Origin of the sequence: Nocardioides sp. NPDC127514 (genome assembly GCF_040302125.1) — a bacterium.
GTDB lineage: Bacteria > Actinomycetota > Actinomycetes > Propionibacteriales > Nocardioidaceae > Nocardioides.
The window spans coordinates 78,132-98,424 of sequence record NZ_JBEORF010000031.1; the positions used below are offsets into that span (position 1 = coordinate 78,132).

Annotated in this window: 16 protein-coding genes; 10 read left to right on the forward strand and 6 right to left on the reverse strand. The window is 70.7% G+C overall.

Annotation, left to right across the window (positions count from 1 at the left end; genetic code table 11):
• Nucleotides 1-121: 121 nt before the first annotated feature.
• On the forward strand, nt 122-1,363 hold the full coding sequence (locus ABTX24_RS23140; protein WP_350842904.1) for an HNH endonuclease signature motif containing protein: 1,242 nt from the start codon (nt 122-124) through the stop codon (nt 1,361-1,363).
• Nucleotides 1,364-1,569: 206 nt separating this feature from the next.
• Nucleotides 1,570-2,748 carry a Cmx/CmrA family chloramphenicol efflux MFS transporter gene (locus ABTX24_RS23145; protein ID WP_350842906.1) on the forward strand — a complete coding sequence of 393 codons (1,179 nt, stop codon included), beginning with the start codon at nt 1,570-1,572 and terminating at the stop codon, nt 2,746-2,748.
• Here ABTX24_RS23145 and ABTX24_RS23150 read toward each other — a convergent pair.
• Both ABTX24_RS23150 and ABTX24_RS23155 read right to left on the reverse strand, forming a co-directional pair.
• Nucleotides 2,745-4,010, reverse strand: coding sequence for an alpha-L-fucosidase (locus ABTX24_RS23150; protein ID WP_350842908.1), 1,266 nt, complete (start codon nt 4,008-4,010; stop codon nt 2,745-2,747). The two genes, ABTX24_RS23145 and ABTX24_RS23150, sit on opposite strands and share 4 nt — an antisense overlap.
• 5 nt (nt 4,011-4,015) lie before the next feature.
• Nucleotides 4,016-4,612 (reverse strand): TetR/AcrR family transcriptional regulator, encoded by a 597-nt coding sequence (locus ABTX24_RS23155; RefSeq protein ID WP_350842910.1) that lies wholly within the window; start codon nt 4,610-4,612, stop codon nt 4,016-4,018.
• A gap of 145 nt (nt 4,613-4,757) precedes the next feature.
• Between ABTX24_RS23155 and ABTX24_RS23160 the strand changes: the two genes are divergently transcribed.
• From ABTX24_RS23160 to ABTX24_RS23175, 4 genes are all read left to right on the forward strand, one after another.
• Nucleotides 4,758-6,146, forward strand: coding sequence for an APC family permease (locus ABTX24_RS23160; protein WP_350842912.1), 1,389 nt, complete (start codon nt 4,758-4,760; stop codon nt 6,144-6,146).
• A gap of 45 nt (nt 6,147-6,191) precedes the next feature.
• Nucleotides 6,192-7,256: an agmatinase gene (speB, locus tag ABTX24_RS23165; protein ID WP_350842914.1), complete on the forward strand. Its 1,065-nt coding sequence runs from the start codon at nt 6,192-6,194 to the stop codon at nt 7,254-7,256.
• 1 nt (nt 7,257) lies between these two features.
• Nucleotides 7,258-8,610 (forward strand): flavin monoamine oxidase family protein, encoded by a 1,353-nt coding sequence (locus ABTX24_RS23170; RefSeq protein WP_350842916.1) that lies wholly within the window; start codon nt 7,258-7,260, stop codon nt 8,608-8,610.
• A gap of 148 nt (nt 8,611-8,758) precedes the next feature.
• Nucleotides 8,759-9,355, forward strand: a complete 597-nt coding sequence (locus tag ABTX24_RS23175; RefSeq protein WP_350842918.1) for an adenylate kinase — start codon at nt 8,759-8,761, stop codon at nt 9,353-9,355.
• On the opposite strand, the gene ABTX24_RS23180 is transcribed toward ABTX24_RS23175, so the two are convergent.
• Nucleotides 9,328-10,218 carry a LysR family transcriptional regulator gene (locus tag ABTX24_RS23180; RefSeq protein ID WP_350842939.1) on the reverse strand — a complete coding sequence of 297 codons (891 nt, stop codon included), beginning with the start codon at nt 10,216-10,218 and terminating at the stop codon, nt 9,328-9,330. The two genes, ABTX24_RS23175 and ABTX24_RS23180, sit on opposite strands and share 28 nt — an antisense overlap.
• 71 nt (nt 10,219-10,289) lie before the next feature.
• On the opposite strand from ABTX24_RS23180, the gene gabT reads away from it, so the two are divergent.
• The 3 genes from gabT (at nt 10,290) to ABTX24_RS23195 (ending at nt 16,727) form a co-directional block, all read left to right on the forward strand.
• Entirely contained in the window at nt 10,290-11,627 is a 1,338-nt protein-coding gene (gabT, locus tag ABTX24_RS23185) for a 4-aminobutyrate--2-oxoglutarate transaminase (protein WP_350842920.1), read from the forward strand.
• The gene (locus ABTX24_RS23190; protein WP_350842922.1) at nt 11,624-13,108 is read left to right on the forward strand and encodes an NAD-dependent succinate-semialdehyde dehydrogenase; all 1,485 of its coding nucleotides are present in this window, start codon (nt 11,624-11,626) and stop codon (nt 13,106-13,108) included. The genes gabT and ABTX24_RS23190 overlap by 4 nt, the downstream gene beginning before the upstream one ends.
• Nucleotides 13,109-13,274: 166 nt before the next feature.
• Complete coding sequence (locus tag ABTX24_RS23195) at nt 13,275-16,727, forward strand: indolepyruvate ferredoxin oxidoreductase family protein (protein ID WP_350842924.1); 3,453 nt, start codon at nt 13,275-13,277, stop codon at nt 16,725-16,727.
• Here ABTX24_RS23195 and ABTX24_RS23200 read toward each other — a convergent pair.
• Nucleotides 16,724-17,245 (reverse strand): hypothetical protein, encoded by a 522-nt coding sequence (locus tag ABTX24_RS23200; protein WP_350842926.1) that lies wholly within the window; start codon nt 17,243-17,245, stop codon nt 16,724-16,726. The genes ABTX24_RS23195 and ABTX24_RS23200 overlap by 4 nt on opposite strands.
• A gap of 57 nt (nt 17,246-17,302) precedes the next feature.
• Nucleotides 17,303-18,454 carry a zinc-dependent alcohol dehydrogenase gene (locus tag ABTX24_RS23205; protein ID WP_350842927.1) on the reverse strand — a complete coding sequence of 384 codons (1,152 nt, stop codon included), beginning with the start codon at nt 18,452-18,454 and terminating at the stop codon, nt 17,303-17,305.
• Nucleotides 18,455-18,515: 61 nt separating this feature from the next.
• On the opposite strand from ABTX24_RS23205, the gene ABTX24_RS23210 reads away from it, so the two are divergent.
• Nucleotides 18,516-19,085 (forward strand): TetR/AcrR family transcriptional regulator, encoded by a 570-nt coding sequence (locus tag ABTX24_RS23210; protein WP_350842929.1) that lies wholly within the window; start codon nt 18,516-18,518, stop codon nt 19,083-19,085.
• Between the two features lie 4 nt (nt 19,086-19,089).
• On the opposite strand, the gene ABTX24_RS23215 is transcribed toward ABTX24_RS23210, so the two are convergent.
• Complete coding sequence (locus ABTX24_RS23215; RefSeq protein ID WP_350842931.1) at nt 19,090-19,977, reverse strand: bile acid:sodium symporter family protein; 888 nt, start codon at nt 19,975-19,977, stop codon at nt 19,090-19,092.
• Nucleotides 19,978-20,293: the final 316 nt, after the last annotated feature.

Sequence of the window (20,293 nt, forward strand, 5' to 3'; positions counted from 1 at the left end):
GCACGCTGAGCTGCGAGGGTAAGTAATAGCCCGTACTCCGGGCCTCCGAGACCAGCGAACCAACCGGGATTCTGCACGGGCAGAAACCCTTGAGTTCGTACGTCGGGAGGTGACCGGTTCGATGACCACGCTGCAGCAACCTCAGCACCCTGTGCTGGGGGCGGTGGTCGCGGTCACTGCCTCGCTCGAGGCGGTTGCTCAGGCGAACCCCTCGTTCATGATCACCGACCAGAAGGCCGCTACCTTGCTCGAAATCGCCCGGGCGAAAGCCCAGCTGGCCGAGCTCGAGCTGCGGGTGCTCGCCACCGCTGACGACGTGGCCGCCGAGTCCGCGGCCCGGGATGTCGCGGCGTGGCTACATCACCACACCCACCAACGCCCCGAGACCCTCCGCGCCGACCTCCGGCTCGCTGAGGCCCTGGACCGCTCATATGGGCTGGTGGCGGCCGCCATGCGGGCCGGTGCCTGCAACCCGGCCCAGGCCCACGTGATCGTGAACGCTCTCGACGAACTGCCGGTCGATCTCGACCCAGAGGTCCGGATCAAGGCCGAAGAGGCCCTGGTCGCCTATGCGACCCGGTTCGACCCCACCCAGCTGCGTCGTCTGGGGCGCCGGATCCTGGAGGTGATCGCGCCTGAGATCGCTGAGGCGGAAGAGGCGAAACGGCTGGCGGCCGAGGAGGCCCACGCGCGGAAGAAGACCCGCCTGGCGATGCGGCGCCTCGGGGATGGCACCACCCGGATCTCGGCGGTGGTCCCGGATGCGACCGCGGACCGGCTGGCCACCAACTTGGAGGCGTTCGCCTCACCCCGCCGCGATGACGGCACCCGCACCGAGACCGGCGAGTACCTGCCCTACGACCGCCGCCTCGGACGGGCGTTCTGTCAGCTGTTGGAGACGATCGACCCGGCCCGGCTGCCCATCCATGGCGGGGATGCGACCACGGTGATCGTGACCATCGACCTCGACCAGCTCCGCAAGGAAGCCGGCATCGCCCAGATCGTTGGTGGCAGCCCGATCACCGCCGCCGAAGCCCGCCGGCTGGCCTGCACCGCGGCCATCCTCCCGGCGGTCCTCGGCGGTGCCTCCGAGGTTCTTGACCTGGGACGCAAGGAACGGTTCTTCACCGCCGCCCAACGCCGTGCGCTGTTGCTCAGGTCAGCGACCTGTGAGGCCGAAGGCTGCGACATCCCGGGGACCTGGGCTGAGGCCCACCACTGGATCGAATGGGCCCAAGGCGGTGCGACCGACCTCGACAACGCCGCCCTGCTCTGCTCCCATCACCACCACCGCGCCCACGACTCCGCGTACCTCCACGAGCGCTTACCCAACGGCGACATCCGATTCACGCGCCGGACATGAGCCGAGACCATGGTGATGCCTTCGGGTAGTGTCCGGGGCATGTCGAGTCCCGAGTCGGACAGGTCAGGGGCTGCCGGTCACACCGCCAGCCCCGTGAACCGCTGAGCACCGCCACCCGCCTTTCGCGCGGGTGAGTGCGGCGTACTCCGGGCTTCCGGCCGTGGTGACCAGATGCGTCCCTGTGACCTCTCACCTCGGAGTACTCGATGCCTCTTGCTCTCTACCTGCTCGCCCTGGCGGTCTTCGTCATGGGCACCTCTGAATTCATGCTCGCTGGGCTCGTCCCCGCGATTGCCGCTGACCTGGACGTCTCCGTCGGTACAGCGGGTCTGCTGACCTCCGCGTTCGCCGTCGGCATCGTCGTCGGCGCTCCTGTGATGGCTGCCTTCGCCCGACGCTGGCCGCCGCGGCTCGCGCTGCTGGTCTGTCTGCTCGTGTTCGCCGGTTGCCATGTTCTCGGAGCGGTCACACCGGCTTTCCCGCTCCTGCTCGCCGCCCGCGTGCTCAGCGCTTTCGCCAACGCGGGCTTCCTCGCGGTCGCCCTGAGCGCGGCCACCAGGCTTGTGCCTGAGGACCGGAAGGGGCGCGCGCTGGCGATCCTGCTGTCAGGCACGACGATCGCCATGGTGGCAGGCGTTCCGGCCGGGGCGCTGCTCGGCACCGCGGCCGGGTGGCGGACCACCTTCTGGGCGATCGCGCTGCTGTGCGTTCCCGCGACCATCGGGATCCTCCGGGGTGTCGGGTCCGCTCCGGGCGCGACGGCCGCCGACGGTGGCACCCCCGGGCTCCGTGCCGAGCTCGGCCGGCTCCGCTCGCCCCGTCTCCTCCTCGCGATGGCCCTCGGTGCCCTGGTCAACGGCGGCACTTTCGCGGCCATCACGTACCTGGCGCCGGTCGTGACCGGGACGGCGGGTCTGGCCGAGGTGTGGATCTCGGTGATGCTGGTGATGTTCGGGGTCGGGTCGTTCCTCGGGGTCACGCTCGCCGGGCGGCTCTCGGACCACCGGCCCGGCCTCGTGCTCGTCGTCGGCGGCCCGCTGCTGCCGGTCGGCTGGATCGCGCTGGCGCTCGTCGCACCTCAGCCCGGGCTCCTTCTCGGCCTGGTCCTCGTCCAGGGCATGCTGGCGTTCGGGGTCGGTAGCACCTTGATCGCGCGGGTGCTCTACGCCGCCTCGGGCGCGCCGACGATGGCGGGGGCGTACGCGACCGCCGCCCTGAACACCGGAGCGGCGGCCGGGCCCGTGCTCGGTGCACTCGGCCTGGCGACCGGAGCGGGCGCGCTGGCTCCGGTGTGGGTCGCGGCCGCGATGACCACGCTGGCGCTCCTGGTCATGCTCCTCTCGAGGCGCGCGTTGATGATGTCGGTGCCCGCACGCCTCGGCTAGTGCGACTCGTGCTCGCGGTGCACCGACACCTCGCCGTCGAGCTCGAGGGCGATGACGGTGCACAGCGGGTCGAGGACGTCGTCGGTGGTGAGGACGTACTCCCAGCCGGGGACGTCGTGGAGCCCGCCGATGCGTTGATGGTCGAGCTCGGCGCCGGTCCCGAGGACGTACGCCTTCAGGACCTGGTTGCGCAGGCCGCGGACCACGACGTAGTCGTTGGGCCGGTCGAGGACGTAGAGAAACAGGGTCCGGCCGTCGGCCGAGACGGCGGTCGGACCGTAGAAGTGACCGTGGGGGAGGCCGCGGCGGATGCCGTGGACCGCGGGGGAGTGGCGCGCGACCCACTCGCCGAGTGCCTCGAGCCGCTCGGTCTGCTCGGGCGTGATCGTGCCGTCCTCGCGCGGCCCTACGTCGAGCAGCAGGTTGCCGCCACCGCCGATGGTCTCGACGAAGGTGCGTACGAGCTGGCGCGGTGACTTGTGGTTGTGGTCCTGCGGCTGCCAGCCCCAGGAGTCGTTGATGGTCAGGCAGAGCTCCCACGGGCCGTCCGGCGGCACGATCGGAACACCCTGTTCCGGGGTCACGTAGTCGCCGTGGCCGAGCATCCGGCCGTTGACGACCATCTCGGGTGCGAGCTCGCGCAGCTCGGCACGCAGCTCGCGCATCCGCCACTGGCGCTCGTCGCGCTCCCACTCGCCGTCGAACCAGAGCAGATCCGGTTGGTAGCGGGTGACCACCTCCCGGATCTGGGCGCGGTGGAACTCCAGGTAGCGCTCCCAGCGCTCGGGCTCCTCCGCGCCCGGCCGCGGCACGGCGTGCGGGTTGTCCTGCACCACGTGGTGCTGCACCTCGGGCCGCACGGTCGCGTAGTCGGGATGGGACCAGTCGAGGTGGGAGAAGTAGAGGCCGACCTTCAGCCCCCGGCGGCGTACGGCCTCGACGAACTCGGCGACGAGGTCACGGCCCGCCGGGGTCCGCTCGACCACGGAGAGGTCGTTGGCATCGGTGTCGTAGAGCGCGACCCCGTCGTGGTGCTTGGCGGTGAGCACGGCGTACGTCGCCCCCGCCCGCTCGAAGAGCTCGGCCCAGGCGTCGGCGTCGAACCTGGAGGCGGTGAAGCCGTCGAGCTGGGCCATGTAGTCGGCGTAGGGGACCCGGCCGTCGTAGAACGACCACGACTCCGCGACGCCGTTGACGCTGTAGATGCCCCAGTGGACGAAGATGCCCAGCTGGGCCTCGGGGAACCAGGACGTGATCGGCATGTCCGCTACCCCTCGTGTCCGGCGACGACGGTGCGGGTGTGCGCGAGGGCGTGCTCGCGCAGGGTGGTGCCGCCTCCGGTGACGATGCCGATACTGAAGCCGTCCCACATGGCGCGCAGGCGCTCGGAGACGGCCTCGCGGTCGGGCACCTCCGGGAGCGCCGCGGCGAACAGCCGGACCAGGTCGGCGTGCCACTCGTCGTCCATGGCGCGCTGCGCGGCGGCGAGCTCGGAGTCGTACGGCGCTCGTGCCCACAGCTCGAGCCAGAGAAGCCAGCGCGGGTCACGCTCGTCGAGGGCGAGGTAGACGTCGGTGAAGGACACCAGCGCGTCGACGCCTCCGGAGCCGTCATTCTCGGCCTTCTCCAAGATGGGTGCTCGCTGTGCCGCGTACTCGTTCTCGCTCCATCGCAGGGTCTCGAGGAGCAGGCCGTTGCGGGTGCCGAAGTAGTAGAGGAGGTGGCCTCCGCTGGTGCCGAGCCGGGCAGCGAGGGAGGCCATCGTCACCTTGGCGAGCCCCTGCTCGGCCACCATCTCCAGGGTGGTCGCGAGCACCTGCTCGCGCGGTCGTTCCAGGCGTCTGTTGGAGCGTGTGCGCGTCACCTCGACAGTGTCTCCTTGTGCTCGCTCGGTGAAATCTTCGGTCCCACCCCTTGACTCTAGCGGTGATCTGGGTCACTTTGAATGCCGTTCAAAGTTTTGTACAGCGTTCAAAACACGCTGTACCCTCATCACAAGGAGACCCGCGATGATCGAATCCATGCAGGTGAGCCCCGACGGGGTGAAGCCGGCGCAGGAACGGCGGCGGCTCGCGCGGGTGCTCGGACCCGGCGCCGCGGTCCTGCTCGTGCTGTCGTGCATCACGCCCGCATCGAGCCTGTTCATCATCGTCCCGGAGCTGTTCGCGACCCAGGGGAGCGGCGCGGTGCTGGCCGTCGTCGCCGGCTTCGCGGTCTCGATCGCGATCGCCGCGTGCTACGCCGAGCTCGGCACCCGCACCGCCAGCTCCGGCGGTGAGTACGCGATGGTCACCCAGACCCTCGGCAAGTCGATGGGCTGGCTGACGTTCTCCCTGGCGGGCGTGCTGCTCTGGCTGATCCCGCCGATCTTCGCCCTCGGTACCGCCGACTACCTGGCCGACCTGGTGGAGCTGCCGCGGGCCGCGACCGGTGCGATCGTGATGCTCCTCTCGACCGCGACCGCGATCCTCAACATCAAGGCCAACGCCGTCGTCACCGGCACCTTCCTCGCCCTCGAGATGATCGCCGCCGCCGTCGTCGTCGTGCTCGGGCTCGGCCACGTCCAGCGCGGTCCCGGCGAGCTGGTCTCGCCGCACGTCATCGGTGAGACCGGCCTGGAGCCCTTCACCCTGGCGATCCTCATCTCCGGTCTCGCCGTGAGCACGTTCCTGGTCAGCGGCTTCGGCACCACCGTCTACCTCTCCGAGGAGATCGTCGACCCGCGTCGCAACGTCGCCCGCGTCATCTTCTGGACCCTCGGCCTGGGCGGCCTCGTCATCCTCATCCCGACCGTGACCACGGTCCTCGCGGTCGACGACCTCAGCGACCTCGCCTCCGGCAACTTCTCCCAGTGGGTCGCCGCCTGGGGTGGCGAGCGCGTCGCGGTCGCCGTGAACGTCGCCATCGCCATCGCGATCCTCAACGCCGTCATCGTGATGGTGCTGCAGAACGCCCGGGTCGTCTACGCCTCCGCGCGCGACCGCTCCTGGCCCGCTCCGGTCAACAACGTGCTGACCAAGCTGCACCCCCGCTACGCCACCCCGTGGCTCGCGACCCTCGTCATCGGCATCCCCGGAACGATCCTGGCCGGAGCCGTCGAGATCGAGTCTCTGCTGGGCGTGACCTCGGTGGTCATGTCCACGATGTACGTCGTGGTCGCGATCGCCGCCCTCCGCGCGCGTCGACTGGCACTGGCTGCCGAGAGCTGGAGGATGCCGTTGTGGCCGTTGCCCCCGCTGGTCGTCATCGGCGCGATCGGCTATGCGCTGGCCGGCTCCGCGCGGATGGACGTCCTGATCACGGCCGGCGTCGTGGTCGCCGCCCTCGCCTACTACTACGTCTACCTCGCCCGCCGACCGGGCGAGCGGTTCCTGGTCGTCGACCCGACCGAGGACTGAGCACGACGGACGTATCCAGAGAAACGAACGAGAGAGAAGAACGCCATGGCTCGCTACGGAACCCAGTTCGGCCCCGACATCACCTTCCTGGGTGTCGACCGGTGCGACTGGGCCGACCCCGCGACGTACGAGGGGGCCGACGTGGTCATCCTCGGTGCCCCCTTCGACGGAGGTACGTCGCACCGGTCGGGCACCCGGTTCGGCCCGCAGTTCATCCGGCAGACCTGCTACCTGGCCCACGACGGGTCGCGGCCCTCGCTCGCGATGCGGGTCGACGCGCTCAAGGATCTTCGGGTGCTCGATGCGGGCGACGTGGAGATGTTCTCCGGCGACGCCGAGCGCTCGGTACGCGACCTGCAGGAGGCCGTGCACGCCGTGACGAGCAACGGCGCCATCCCGCTGGTGCTGGGCGGCGACCACACGATCGCCTGGCCCGACGCCGCCGGCGTCGCCCAGCACCTCGGCCAGGGGCGCGTCTCGATGATCCACTTCGACGCCCACGCCGACACCGGCGACATCGAGTTCGGCTCGCTGATCGGGCACGGCCAGCCGATGCGCCGGCTCATCGAGTCCGGCGCGCTGCGCGGCGACCGGTTCCTGCAGATGGGGCTGCGCGGCTACTGGCCCGAGCCCGAGACGCTGGACTGGATGGCCGAGCAGGGCATGCGCTCGTACGAGATGACCGAGATCGTGCACCGCGGCCTGGAGGAGTGCCTGACCGAGGCCTTCACCATCGCCACCGACGAGTGCGACGGGGTCTTCCTCTCGGTCGACATCGACGTCTGCGACCCGGGGCATGCCCCCGGCACCGGCACCCCCGAGCCGGGTGGCCTGACCGCGCGCCAGCTGCTCGACTCGGTCCGCCGGATCGCCTACGAGCTGCCGGTGGTCGGCATCGACGTCGTCGAGGTCTCCCCGCCCTACGACCACGCCGACATCACCTCGTTCCTCGCCAACCGGGTCGTCCTCGAGGCGCTCTCGGGCATCGCCCGCCGCAAGCGCGACGAGGCCGACGGGACCCGCTGGGACCCGAGCCTCCCGCTGCTGGCCCAGCGTCCCGACCGGCGCCCCGACCGACGGCCCACCGACACTGACAAACAGGAGAACTGACATGACCACCCACGACGTGATCGTGGTCGGCGCCGGCGTGACCGGCCTGACCGCGGCCTGGCGACTGGCCCAGGCAGGCCAGGACGTACTCGTCCTGGAGGCGCGCGACCGCGTCGGCGGCCGGCTGCGCACCGAGGCGCACGGCGCGCCCGGGGAAGAGGCCGACTTCGAGATCGGCGGCCAATGGGTCTCGCCGGACCAGGACGCCCTGATCGGGATCCTCGACGAGCTCGGCCTGCCGACCTACCCGCGCTTCCGCGAGGGCGAGTCGCTCTACGTCGACAAGGCAGGGGTGGCGCACCGCTTCGGCGACGACATGCCCGTCGGCGAGGCCACCTCTGCCGCCATCGCGCAGCTCACCAAGACGCTCGACGCGCTGGCCGCGGCCATGGACCCGGCCCGGCCGTGGGAGCTCGACGACGCCGACCACCTCGACAGCGTCTCGTTCCGTGCCTGGCTCGAGCAGCAGTGCGACGACCCGGTCGCCGTCGACAACATCGCCCTCTACATCGGGCCGGCGATGCTGACGAAGCCCGCCCACTCCTTCTCCGCGCTCCAGGCCGTGCAGATGGCCGCCAGCGCGGGGTCGTTCAGCAACCTCGTCGACGCCGACGTGATCCTCGACCGCCGAGTAGTCGGCGGCCTGCAGCGGGTGCCGCTGACGCTGGCAGAGCGGCTGGGCGATCGCGTCCGGCTCAGCCAGGACGTCACCCACATCGAGTGGGACGAGGACGGTGCCGTCGTCCACGTCGGCTCCGAGATCCACGCCGCCCACCGGCTGGTCCTCGCGGTGCCGCCGACCCTGGTCAAGCGGATCCGGTTCAGCCCCGAGCTTCCGGCCGAGCACCGGATCGCCCGCGAGCACCAGTCGTTCGGGCTGGTCATCAAGGTGCAGGCACAGTACGAGACGCCGTTCTGGCGTGCGGACGGGCTCAGCGGCACCGGCTTCGCGCCCTGGCAGCTGGTGCACGAGGTCTACGACAACACCCCCGAGGGCGAGCAGCGCGGGATGCTGGTCGGCTTCGTCTCCGACGAGCGCGCGGACGCGGTCGGCCGGCTCTCCGACTCCGAGCGCCGGCACCAGGTGCTCGAGTCGCTGGCGGCGTACTTCGGGGACGCGGCGCTCGAGCCGCTCACCTTCGTCGAGAGCGACTGGCAGCACCAGGAGCTCACCGGCGGTGCGTACGGGACGAGCTTCGACCTGGGCGGGCTGACCCGCTGGGGCGCGGTGCTGCGTGAGCCGCTCGGGCCGATCGAGTTCGGCAGCAGCGACGTCGCCGGCCACGGCTTCCAGCACGTCGACGGCGCCGTACGCGTGGGCGAGGAGATCGCTCGCCGGATCGGCGGCCGCTGACCGAGAGGTCTGCCTGAGGTCTGCCAGAGATCTGTCAGAGGTCTGCACGGATGCAACGTGATCGCAGCGAAGCGGTGCCTAGCCTCCGACCGGGCGCGCTCATCGTGGGGGTGAGCGCGCCACCCCTCGAGAAAGGTCCTCCCTTCGTATGCGCCTCCTCCTCATGGGACCGCCCGGTGCCGGCAAGGGCACCCAGGCCGCCGTCATCGCCGAGCGGTTCGCCGTGCCGGCGATCTCGACCGGCGACATCTTCCGGACGAACGTCGCCCAGCAGACCACGCTGGGCGTGGCGGCACAGACCTACATGGACGCGGGCGAGTACGTCCCGGACGAGATCACCAACGCCATGGTCGCCGACCGCCTCGCCGAGCGTGACTGCGCCGACGGGTTCCTCCTCGACGGCTATCCGCGCACTCCGCAGCAGGTCGTCGAGCTCGACTCGCTCCTCGAGCTCTCCGGAGTGGGGCTCGACGCGGTGGTGCTGCTCGAGGCGGATCCCGACGAGCTGGTGAGCCGGCTCCTGGCCCGGTCCGAGGATCAGGGCCGGGCCGACGACACCGAGTCGGTCATCCGCCGGCGGCTGGAGGTGTACGCCGCCGAGACCGGCCCGCTCGCAGCCGGCTATGCCGAGCGCGACCTGCTCGCCACCGTCGACGGTCTCGGCCCGGTCGACGAGGTCACCGAGCGGATCCTGGCCGCGCTGACGTCGATGTCCGCTCAGCGGACGGCGACCTCGGCGCCGTAGCGCTCGACGCAGAACGCCGAGAGCCGCTCCGCCAGGCCCGCGAGGGCCTCGGCGGCGTGGTGCTGCGGGTCCCAGGCGGCGTACAGCCTGATCCGGACCCTCCCGGCCGGCGCCTCGATGTGCAGGGGCACCAGGCCGAAGCGCGGGTCGTCGGAGACGACCGCGATCCCGCGGCCCGAGGCCGCGAGCGCCTGCGCGACCTGGGCGTTGGACACCTCGAGGACGTCGCCGTAGCCGACGGCGGCATCCTCGACCGCTGCGTCCAGGAGCGGCCGCGGCCGCAGATCCTCGGTGAGGAGCACGAGAGGCCGCGCCACCAGATCGCGTACGTCCACGGACCCCCGCGCCGCCCACGGGTCGTCCCGCCGGACATAGGCCCACACCGGCAGCACGGCGAGGGCGCGCGAGGCCAGGGACCGGGCCGGCGGCCGGGTGACGATCGCCAGGTCGGCGCCGGCGCGGACGGCCGCTGCCGCGCCGCGCGGGTCGAGCTCGCGGACCATCGCGACCGGGTCGTCGGGTCCGAGCGTCGCCAGGAACGGCGCGAGCACGTCGGTGAGCGTCGTCGAGGGCACGGCGAGATGGAGCTCGTCGAGCCGGCCGGAGGCGAGCACGCCGACCGCGCGCTCGAGGTCGTCGGCGTGCGCGAGCAGGTCACGGGCGCGGGGGAGGAGATCCTCGGCCGTCCGGGTGAGACGCAGCCGCCGTCCCTCCCTCGCGAACAGCGGAACACCCAGGTTCGTCTCGAGCTGCCGCAGCTGCCGCGACAGCACCGGCTGGGTTACGTGCAGCACCTCGGCGGCACGCGTCGCCGAGCCCGCGTCGGCGGTGGCGACGAAGTAGCGCAGCAGCCGCAGATCCATGCTCACGAGACATGATTGTAGTAGTCAAAAGGTCTTGGACGACATGTGTCGCCGAGGCTCATGCTGAACCCATGACCGAGTCCTCGACCCTCGAACAGTCCCGTCTCCTGCGTACGCCGCTTCCCGGCCCGCGCTCCCAGGAGCTCATGGCCCGCAAGGTGGCGGCCGTGAGCCAGGGCGTGGCCACGACCATGCCCGTCTTCGCCGCGCGCGCGGCCGGCGGGATCGTCGAGGACGTCGACGGCAACCGCTTCATCGACCTCGGCTCCGGCATCGCGGTGACCACCGTCGGCTCCAGTGCCGCCAAGGTGGTCGAGGCGGTCTCCGACCAGGTGGCGGCCTTCACCCACACCTGCTTCATGGTCACGCCCTACGAGGGCTACGTGGCCGTCGCCGAGCAGCTCGCCCGGCTCACCCCCGGCGATCACGAGAAGCGCACCGCGCTGTTCAACTCCGGCTCCGAGGCCGTCGAGAACGCGGTCAAGATCGCCCGCTCGTTCACCGGCAAGGACGCGGTCGTCGTCTTCGACCACGCCTACCACGGGCGCACCAACCTCACCATGGCGATGACCGCGAAGAACATGCCCTACAAGCACGGCTTCGGGCCGTTCGCGGGCGAGGTCTACCGGGCGCCGATGTCCTACCCGTTCCGCGACGCCGCCGAGATCGACGGCAAGCTGGCGGCGGCTCGGGCGACCTCCCTGATCGAGACGCAGGTGGGCGCCGAGAACCTCGCCGCCGTCGTGATCGAGCCGGTGCAGGGCGAAGGCGGATTCATCGTCCCGGCGCCGGGCTTCCTCTCCGCACTGGCGGAGTGGTGCCGGGCCAATGACGTGATCTTCGTGGCCGACGAAGTGCAGTCCGGTTTCGGCCGCACCGGCACCTGGTTCGCCGTCGAGCACGACGGCGTCGTCCCCGACCTGGTGGTCAGCGCCAAGGGCATCGCCGGCGGTCTGCCGCTCTCCGCGGTGACCGGCCGCGCCGACGTCATGGACGCCGTCCACCCCGGCGGGCTGGGCGGCACCTACGGCGGCAACCCGCTCGCCTGTGCCGCCGCACTGGCGGTGATCGAGACCATCGAGGCCGAGGACCTGCTCACCCGGGCCCGCGAGATCGAGACGCGTCTCGTCGGAAGGCTCCGTGACCTGCAGGCGAGCGACCCGCGCATCGGTGACGTACGCGGCCGGGGCGCGATGATTGCCGCCGAGTTCGTCGACCCGGCCACCGGCAACCCGGACGGCGCGGTGGCCAAGGCCGTCGCCGCCTACGCTCACAGCCAGGGTGTCATCACCCTGACCTGTGGCACCTGGGGCAACGTCATCCGCTTCCTGCCCCCGCTGAGCATCTCCGACGAGCTGCTCGACGAGGCCCTGGACGTACTCACGACCGCACTCGAGGAGACCAAGTGACCACCGGCCCCAAGACCAGCCCCAAGACCAGCATCGAGACCAGCTACCTCGACTCCCTCGAGCCCGGCAGCGGGGTCCTCGTCGGCGGCCGGTGGCGTCCGGGCACCGCCGGCGTCTTCGCGGTCGAGAACCCCGCCACCCGTGAGCTCGTCGCCGACGTCGCCGACGGCAGCACGGAGGACGCGACCGCAGCCGTCGACGCCGCCGCCGCGGCGCTCCCGGAGTGGTCGGCACTGCCGCCGCGCACCCGCAGCGACCTGCTCAGCCGGGTACGCGACCTGATGCTGCGCGACGCCGACGAGCTCGCCGCCCTGATCGCGCTCGAGAACGGCAAGTCCCTCGCCGACGCCCGCGGCGAGGTCGTCTACGCCGCCGAGTTCTTCCGCTGGTACGCCGAGGAGGCTGTGCGTCCGCACGGCGACTTCGGGTCCTCGCCGGCCGGCGGCACCCGCACCATCGTCACCCACAAGCCGGTCGGCGTGGCCGCCCTCGTGACCCCGTGGAACTTCCCGGCCGCGATGGCCACCCGCAAGATCGCTCCGGCCCTCGCGGCCGGCTGCACCGTCGTGCTCAAGCCCGCCGCCGAGACGCCGCTGACGGCCCTCGCGGTCGCCCGGCTGATCGCCGAGGCAGGCGTGCCGGACGGCGTCGTCAACGTGGTCCCCGGAACGGACGCTGCCGGCATCGTCAGCACCTGGCTCGCCGACCCGCGGGTCCGCAAGATCTCCTTCACCGGCTCGACCGGCGTCGGCCGCATCCTGCTCCGCCAGGCCGCCGACCGGGTCGTGAACACCTCGATGGAGCTCGGCGGCAACGCGCCGTTCGTGGTGACCTCCTCGGCGGACATCGAAGCGGCGGTCGAGGGCGCGATGGTCGCCAAGTTCCGCAACGGGGGACAGGCCTGCACCGCGGCCAACCGGCTCTACGTCCACGCTGACGTCGCCGAGGATTTCACCGCCCGCCTCGGCGCGGCCGTGGAGGCGCTTCGCGTCGGCCCCGCCGAGCAGGGCAGCGACATCGGGCCGCTGATCTCCGCGAAGGCGTACGCCACCGTCACCGGCCTCGTCGACGACGCCGTGGCCGCTGGAGCCGTGATCGCCCACCGCACCGAGATCCCGCAGTCCGCCGGCTACTTCTACCCGCCGACGGTCCTGACCGGCGTAACGGCCGACTCGCCGCTGCTGCGCGAGGAGATCTTCGGGCCGGTGGCCCCGATCGTGGTCTGGAACGACACCGAGGAGCTACTGGCCTCCGTCAACGACACCGAGTTCGGCCTGGCGGCGTACGTCTTCGGCGAGATGGGCGAGGCGCTGCACGTGGCCGAGCGGATCGATGCCGGGATGGTCGGCGTCAACCGTGGCCTGGTCTCCGACCCGTCGGCGCCGTTCGGCGGGGTGAAGCAGAGTGGCATCGGGCGCGAGGGCGCGCGGGCCGGTCTGGAGGAGTACCTGGAGACGCAGTACCTCAGCGTCGCCTGGTGATCTGCGCCTCACGAATTGGCAGAGCGCAGGCCCTATCCACGATGATGTGACCCAGGCCACCCGCACACCCTGCGGGTGGTCGCTCGGGACAGCCTCACCCGGCAGTCCCGGCACAACGCTCCAGACGGACCACCAGCGCCGCCCGGCAGATTGAGGAGTCACACCTATGACCGCAGTGTTCGAGCCCGGGACCTCGTTCGAGGCCTACGACCTGGCAGACCGCTATCGAGTCGGAGCCGGACCGGTGTTGCTCACCGGGATCCAGGCGATCGCGCGGATGCTCGTCGAGCAGCGGGCCCTCGACCAGCGCCGCGGCCTGCGGACCGGCACCTTCATCTCCGGCTACCCGGGCAGCCCGCTCGGCGGTCTCGACCAGCTGCTGCTGGGTCTGCCGAAGGAGATGGCCGACGCCGACATCACCGTGGTCCCCGGTCTCAACGAGGAGCTCGCGGCCACCGCGGTGTGGGGTTCGCAGTCCGCGGTCACCCTCGACACCGAGCGCTACGACGGCGTCACCGGCGTCTGGTACGGCAAGGGCCCCGGCGTCGACCGTGCGCTCGACGCGATGCGCCACGCGAACATGTACGGTGCCCACCCCACCGGCGGCATGCTGATGCTGGTCGGTGACGACCCGGCCGCGAAGTCGTCCACCGTGCCGGCCGTGAGCGAGCGGACCTTGGCGAGCCTCGGCATCCCGGTGCTGTTCCCGCGCAACGCTTCCGAGATCGTCGAGTACGGCATGGAGGGCATCGCCCTCTCCCGCGCCTCCGGCTGCGTCGTCGCGCTCAAGATCGTCGCCGACGTCGCGGACGGCGCCTGGGTGGTCAACCCGGAGATCGGCGTCCTCGACCCGGTCACCCCGAAGACCGAGTGGGAAGGCGTTCCCTACACCTACGAGCCGACCAAGATCGAGCTCTTCCCGGACCGGATCGTCGGCGCCGAGGCGAAGCTCTACGGCCCCCGGATGAACGTCGTGAAGGCGTACGCCGCCGAGAACCGGCTCAACCGGATCGAGGTCAAGGCGCCGAACGCCAAGGTCGGCATCGTCGCCTCCGGCTCGTGCTACGACTCGATGCGCCAGAGCCTGAAGGACCTCGGCCTCGACCACGACGACCTGATGGCCGCCGGGATCCGGGTGCTGCGCCTGGGCATGATGTGGCCGGTCGAGCCGACCATCGTCTCGGAGTTCGCCGACGGGCTCGAGGAGATCATCGTCGTCGAGGACAAGACGTCCTTCATCGAGCAGGGGATCCGCGAGATCCTCTACGGCGCTTCCTCCGCTCCCGTCATCATCGGCAAGAAGGACCGCAACGGCGTCCCGCTGGTTCCGCTCGACGGCGAGCTGACCGCCGGCCGCCTGCTCGCGCCGCTGCGTCGCGCGCTGAAGGGCCACGCCCAGCTCAAGGCCGCCGGGCCCGCCCGGATCGACCTGCCGCTGCTCTCGACCTCGCGCACCCCGTACTTCTGCTCCGGCTGCCCGCACAACCGCTCGACCGCGCTCCCGGACGGGAGCCTGGGCGGCGGCGGCATCGGCTGCCACACCCTGGTGACCGCATCCCAGCGTGAGGACAGTGCGGTCGTCGGCATCACCCAGATGGGCGGCGAGGGTTCGCAGTGGATCGGACAGGCGCCCTACAGCCACGCCGGTCACACGTTCCAGAACGTCGGCGACGGCACCTTCTTCCACTCCGCGCAGCTCGCCATCCAGGCGTGCGTCGCGGCCGGGGTGAACATCACCTACAAGCTGCTCCACAACGACGTCGTCGCGATGACCGGTGCCCAGAAGCGGCAGGGCGAGGTCGCGATGGCGCAGCTGACCCACAAGCTGATGAACGAGGGCGTCAAGGCGATCATCGTCGTCGCCGACGAGCCGAAGCGCTACCGCCGCGCCCACTTCCCCGCAGGCGTACGACTGTGGCACCGCGACCGCCTCGACGACGCCCAGCGGGAGCTGCGCGAGATCGAGGGCGTGACCGTGCTGATCTACGACCAGCACTGCGCCGCCGACGCGCGGCGTCAGCGCAAGCGCGGCACGATCGAGGCCCGCAACACCCGGATCGTGATCAACGAGGCCGTCTGCGAGGGCTGCGGCGACTGCGGCGTGAAGTCCAACTGCCTCTCCGTGCAGCCGGTCGAGACCGAGCTGGGCCGCAAGACCCGCATCGACCAGACCTCGTGCAACACCGACTACACCTGCGTCGAGGGGGAGTGCCCCTCCTTCATGGCCGTCGAGACCGACCCGACCGCCAAGAAGGCGAAGAAGTCGACCCCCGAGCCGCCGACGGTGGCCGACCCGGGCTACGGCGAGCTGGAGCGGACGTACGGCGTCTTCATGGCCGGCATCGGCGGCACCGGCATCGTCACGGTCAACCAGGTGCTCGCCACCGCGGCGCTGCGCGCCGGCTTCGGCGTGGAGTCGCTCGACCAGGTCGGGATGAGCCAGAAGGCGGGCCCGGTGACGGCGCACCTGCGGTTCGGCCCGGGCTCGATCGACCCCTCCAACCGGGTCACCCCGGGGTCGGCCGACGCGCTGCTCGGCTTCGACCTGCTCACCCTGGCCGAGGGCAAGAACCTCGCCTACGGTGACCCGGCGCGTACCCGTGCGGTCGTGTCCACCAGCAAGACCCCGACCGGGCCGATGGTCTACGACAAGGACATCGCCTACCCGGCCGACGACGAGCTGCTCACCCGGGTCAACAGCGCGACGTCCTCGCTGCGTGCCTTCGACGCACTGGCGGCCGCGGAGACCCTCTTCGGCAACACCGCCGCGGCCAACTTCCTGCTGGTCGGTGCCGCCTACCAGGCGGGCGCTCTTCCGATCCCCGCCGAGGCGATCGAGGAGGCCATCGGCATCAACGGGGTCGCGGTCAGCGCCAACGTCGCCGCCTTCCGCTGGGGCCGCGCCTCGGTGGCCGCGCCGGAGGAGTTCGCCAAGGTCACCGGCACCGCGACCGCTCCGGTCGAGCAGATCGCCGTGCCGGCTCTCGAGGCCGCGACGTTCGACGGCGAGGTGCGTCGCCTCGCCGAGTTCCGTGCCCCGAAGCTCGTCGCCTTCCAGAACCAGGCGACCGCGCGTGACTACGTCGAGACCGTCGACCGGATCTGGAACGCCGAGCGTTCGGTGACCGAGGACACCCGCTTCTCCGAGGCCGTCGCCCGCTATCTGTTCAAGCTCACCGCCTACAAGGACGAGTACGAGGTCGCCCGGCTCCTCACCGCTCCGGCCGCCCTGGACGGCGTCCGTGCCGAGGTTCAGGGCAAGATCAGCTTCAAGCTCTCCCCGCCGGTGTTCGGGGCGTTCCTGAAGGGTCGCAAGATGACCTTCGGGCCGCGCACCCACTTCATGCTCCGCCTGCTGGCGACCATGAAGTTCCTCCGCGGCACGGTCCTCGACCCGTTCGGTCAGGCCCACGTACGCCGCACCGAGCGTGCCCTCCTCGCGCACTACTCGGCGCTGGTCACCGGCCTCGCCGAGGACCTCACCGAGGAGTCCTACGCCCGGGCCGTTCGTCTCGCGGAGCTCCCGGACATGGTGCGGGGCTACGAGAACGTGAAGATGCGCAACGTCGAGGCCTACCGCGAGGCGCTCGCCGCCGAGGGGATCGACCTGACGGTCTAGAGCACCTGGTGGGTGCTGGACGGACCGTCACCCACGCCGAACGCCTCTGCCAGCCTCGACGGCGCACCAGCGCTGTCGAGGCTGGCCTCCACCTTGCGGATGTTGCGCGCCGACGGGTAGGCGAAGAAGGCCATCAGCACCAGCGAGATGGCCCCACCGATGACGTACGTCATCAGCTGCCCCTCGGTGAGAACGAAGGCCAGGGCCAGAGAGACGAGCGCGACGACCTCGCTGAGGACGAGCCGCAGGATCATCGAGGTCTGGTGCTTCTGCAGGCCCTCGCTGGTCGCCTTCTCCGGCGGGGTCCCAGGCGCGATCGGAACCGCGCGAAAGCCGATCGCCGAGCACAGCACGGCCAGGACCACGCCGGCCGCGACCTGCCCGCCGATGACGTACGCCGAAGGCAGCTGCAGATCGGCATCTGGGATGCTGAGCGCGACCACGACCCCCAGGCCCACGACCATGGTCATGAACGCGAGCGCCATCATCTGTGCCGTACGTGCCAGCGGTGCGGTCATCTGAGCTCCTCCTCGACGGTGATTGAGACGCAACCTAGCGGACCGAGGAGCCGACCGTCAGGTGAGGTCGAGTGGGTCGCGGTGGAGCACGACCTTGGTGGTGTGGGCTGGGTAGGCATCGACGGCGTCGTCCCAGTCGGCGAGCAGGCTGGTGACGCGCTCGGCCTCGAACCCGGTGCGGGCGATGAAGTCGAGCATCTCCGGCAGGTGCGGCCGGACGTGGGAAACACCGACCTGGAGGGTTGCGCTGGTGGCGTACATGTCCATCACCGGGAGCAGGGTGTTGGCACCCAGGTAGTAGCCGTTGCCGGTGCAGATGCCGCCGGGACGCAGGGTGCGCAGGGCGTCACGCAGGCCCTGTCCGGTCGAGGAGGCCTCGACGGCGATGTCGTAGCGCTCCGCGATCCGTGGCATCGCTGACTTGCGGCGTGACCTGTCGATCCGGTGGACGGTCGCGCCGAAGCCCTCGGCGATCTCCAGGCGAGTGTCGCGATCGTCGAAGTAGTCGACGCGCTCGGCACCGAGCAGTACGGCGAGGCCGGCAGCGTAGAGGCCGATGCTCTGCGCGCCGCCGCCGATGACGAGGACGCGACCGCCCGGTCGCTGGGCGAGGGTCGGGGCCACGCCGCGCCAGGCGTCGGTGAGGTTGTCGCCGGCCGAGGCGACCCGCAGCGGGTCGACTCCGTCGGGGACCCGCACCAGCATGTGGTCGGCGAACGGGATGCGGAGCGTGTCGGAGATGACGCCGCCCCAGGCCCCGGATGTGGGCCCGAACCCGAAGCACGACAGCGTCCTGCCGGGACTGGTGGGCACGAAGGTCGAGCACTTGGCTGTCAGGCCGAGCCGGCACTCGTAGCAGGTGCCGCACGACACCGCCCACGGGACGACCACGATGTCGCCCACCCGCATGTCGGTCACCGCCTCGCCGACCGCGGTGACCTGGGCGATGGCCTCGTGGCCGATGCCGAACGGGCCCGCGAACGGATCCTTGCCGATGATGTCGGCGACCGCCGGGTCGATCGCTCCCGACATCATCGCGGCCTGCATTGCCCGGTGCTTGAGCCCGTCGAGGTGCAGCGGTAGCGCGTCGCCGTCGCAGCGGCTCGCGACGAACGGCCGCACGAGCGCATCGCCGGGGTCGGCCAGCACCGGATCGGGCCTCTCCACCCATCCGACGTGGCCAGGCTTGATCAGGTTGAGCTCACGCATGCCATCTCCTTTTTGCTATGCTATGCGACACAGCATAGTGGCGAGTCGGAGGAATGGACACATGGGACTGCGAACCGACACCAGGCAGCGCATGGTGACCAGCGCGGCGCTCCTGCTGCGCGAGCATGGCGTCGCCGGAACGTCGGTGGCCAAGGTCCTGGCGCACAGCAACGGCCCCCGCGGGTCGGTGGGATTCCACTTTCCCGGAGGACGCCGGGAGCTGCTCGCCGATGCGCTCACCTGGGCGGGGGCGAACGTCACCGGCAGCCTGCGAAGGGCGGCACCTGCTGGCGCCGACCCTTCGGTGGTCTTCGTCGCCATCTGTCAGCACTACCGGGCGCAGCTCGTCGACACCGACTTCGCGGCCGGATGCCCCATCGGGGCGGCTATGCAGGAGTCCCACCACGACGCCGATCTGGGGCCTGTCGTCAGCGATATCGTCTCCGACTGGCAGGCTGCGCTCGTCGATCTGCTCGCCGCGTCGGGGCGTGCCAAGCGCGAGGCCGACGACCTCGCGGTGCTGGCCATCAGCTCCCTTGAGGGAGCGATCATGATGGCTCGGGTCACGCGGTCGACGGCCCCGATCGATGTCGTCGTCGACCGTGTCGCCCCGCTGCTCGCGGCGGAGTAGCCGATCAGGTGGTGACGTCGTGCGGAGTGGAGGGCCGCGCGACGCGCGAACGGGTGATCAGGAAGCCGAAGGCGGTCGCGAGGACGTACATCACGATGCTGTAGACCGCGGCCGGGATCGCCACGGTGGTGTTGTCGAGCACGCTGAGTGCGATGGTGAGGGCCACGGTGGTGTTGTGGATCCCGACCTCCATCGAGGTGGCGATCGCCTGCGGCTGGCCGAGCTTGAACACCCGGGCGCCGAGGTAGCCGAGGCAGAGGCTCGCGCAGCAGAACAGCGTCACGACCACACCGATCTCGCGGAGGTAGTCGGCGATGTTCTCCCGCTCTCCGAGGATCGCGCCGACCGAGACCATGACCAGTACGACGATCGAGAAGATCCGGACCGGACGATCCGCCCGTGCGGCGAACGTCGCCGACCGGCTGCGTACCAGCATCCCGATGCCGACCGGAACCAGCACGATGGCGATGACCTGGACGACCTTGCCGAACTGGAGACCCAGGGTGTCGCCGGCGTCGAAGTAGGTGATCGCGGCGTTGGTGATCAGCGGGATCGAGACCGCCGCGAGCACCGAGTTGACCGCCGTCAGCGTCACGTTGAGCGCGACGTCGCCACGGAAGAGATGGCTGAACAGGTTCGCCGTCGTCCCGCCCGGCGAGGCGGCCAGCAGCATGACCCCGACGGCGATCAGCGGATCCACGTCGGCTGCCACGACGAGCCCGAACGCGATCATCGGCAGGACCACGATCTGGAGCGTGAGCGCGACGAAGACGGCTCGCGGGGTGCGTACGACCCTGCGGAAGTCTCCCGGGGTCAGGCTCAGGCCCAGACCGAACATGATGATGGCCAAGGCGATGGGGAGGCCGACCGAGAGCAGGGCCGAGTCGTTCACTGTGTTCCTCCAGCATGCGGGGCAGCCGCCACGATCGGCCGTATGAGATGTGCGTCACAGTGGACCATGCGGAAGAGGTGAACCACAGTCTTATCCCGACATTTCGCCCCGCAAAGAACGTATCCCCTGTCGCGAGCGGCCTTCTCGGCTCGCGACAGGGGATGTGCGGTGGGCATCGCCGGGCTCAGGAGAGCTTGGCGGCGACCTGGTTGAGGTTGGCACGGAGCTTGGCGCGGTAGGCGTCGTGCTGCACGGGCAGCCGGGCGTCGCAGAAGGCGGCCAGGTCGGGTCCGGTGACCTCGATGACCGGGCGTCC

What these genes read in the sequence shown, in the direction of transcription:
- ABTX24_RS23140 (WP_350842904.1), top strand. Translation starts at nt 122, where the DNA reads ATGACCACGCTGCAGCAACCTCAGCACCCTGTGCTGGGGGCGGTGGTC.
- ABTX24_RS23145 (WP_350842906.1), top strand. Translation starts at nt 1,570, where the DNA reads ATGCCTCTTGCTCTCTACCTGCTCGCCCTGGCGGTCTTCGTCATGGGC.
- ABTX24_RS23150 (WP_350842908.1), bottom strand. Translation starts at nt 4,010, where the DNA reads ATGCCGATCACGTCCTGGTTCCCCGAGGCCCAGCTGGGCATCTTCGTC.
- ABTX24_RS23160 (WP_350842912.1), top strand. Translation starts at nt 4,758, where the DNA reads ATGATCGAATCCATGCAGGTGAGCCCCGACGGGGTGAAGCCGGCGCAG.
- speB (WP_350842914.1), top strand. Translation starts at nt 6,192, where the DNA reads ATGGCTCGCTACGGAACCCAGTTCGGCCCCGACATCACCTTCCTGGGT.
- ABTX24_RS23170 (WP_350842916.1), top strand. Translation starts at nt 7,258, where the DNA reads ATGACCACCCACGACGTGATCGTGGTCGGCGCCGGCGTGACCGGCCTG.
- ABTX24_RS23175 (WP_350842918.1), top strand. Translation starts at nt 8,759, where the DNA reads ATGCGCCTCCTCCTCATGGGACCGCCCGGTGCCGGCAAGGGCACCCAG.
- ABTX24_RS23180 (WP_350842939.1), bottom strand. Translation starts at nt 10,218, where the DNA reads ATGGATCTGCGGCTGCTGCGCTACTTCGTCGCCACCGCCGACGCGGGC.
- gabT (WP_350842920.1), top strand. Translation starts at nt 10,290, where the DNA reads ATGACCGAGTCCTCGACCCTCGAACAGTCCCGTCTCCTGCGTACGCCG.
- ABTX24_RS23195 (WP_350842924.1), top strand. Translation starts at nt 13,275, where the DNA reads ATGACCGCAGTGTTCGAGCCCGGGACCTCGTTCGAGGCCTACGACCTG.
- ABTX24_RS23200 (WP_350842926.1), bottom strand. Translation starts at nt 17,245, where the DNA reads ATGACCGCACCGCTGGCACGTACGGCACAGATGATGGCGCTCGCGTTC.
- ABTX24_RS23205 (WP_350842927.1), bottom strand. Translation starts at nt 18,454, where the DNA reads ATGCGTGAGCTCAACCTGATCAAGCCTGGCCACGTCGGATGGGTGGAG.
- ABTX24_RS23210 (WP_350842929.1), top strand. Translation starts at nt 18,516, where the DNA reads ATGGGACTGCGAACCGACACCAGGCAGCGCATGGTGACCAGCGCGGCG.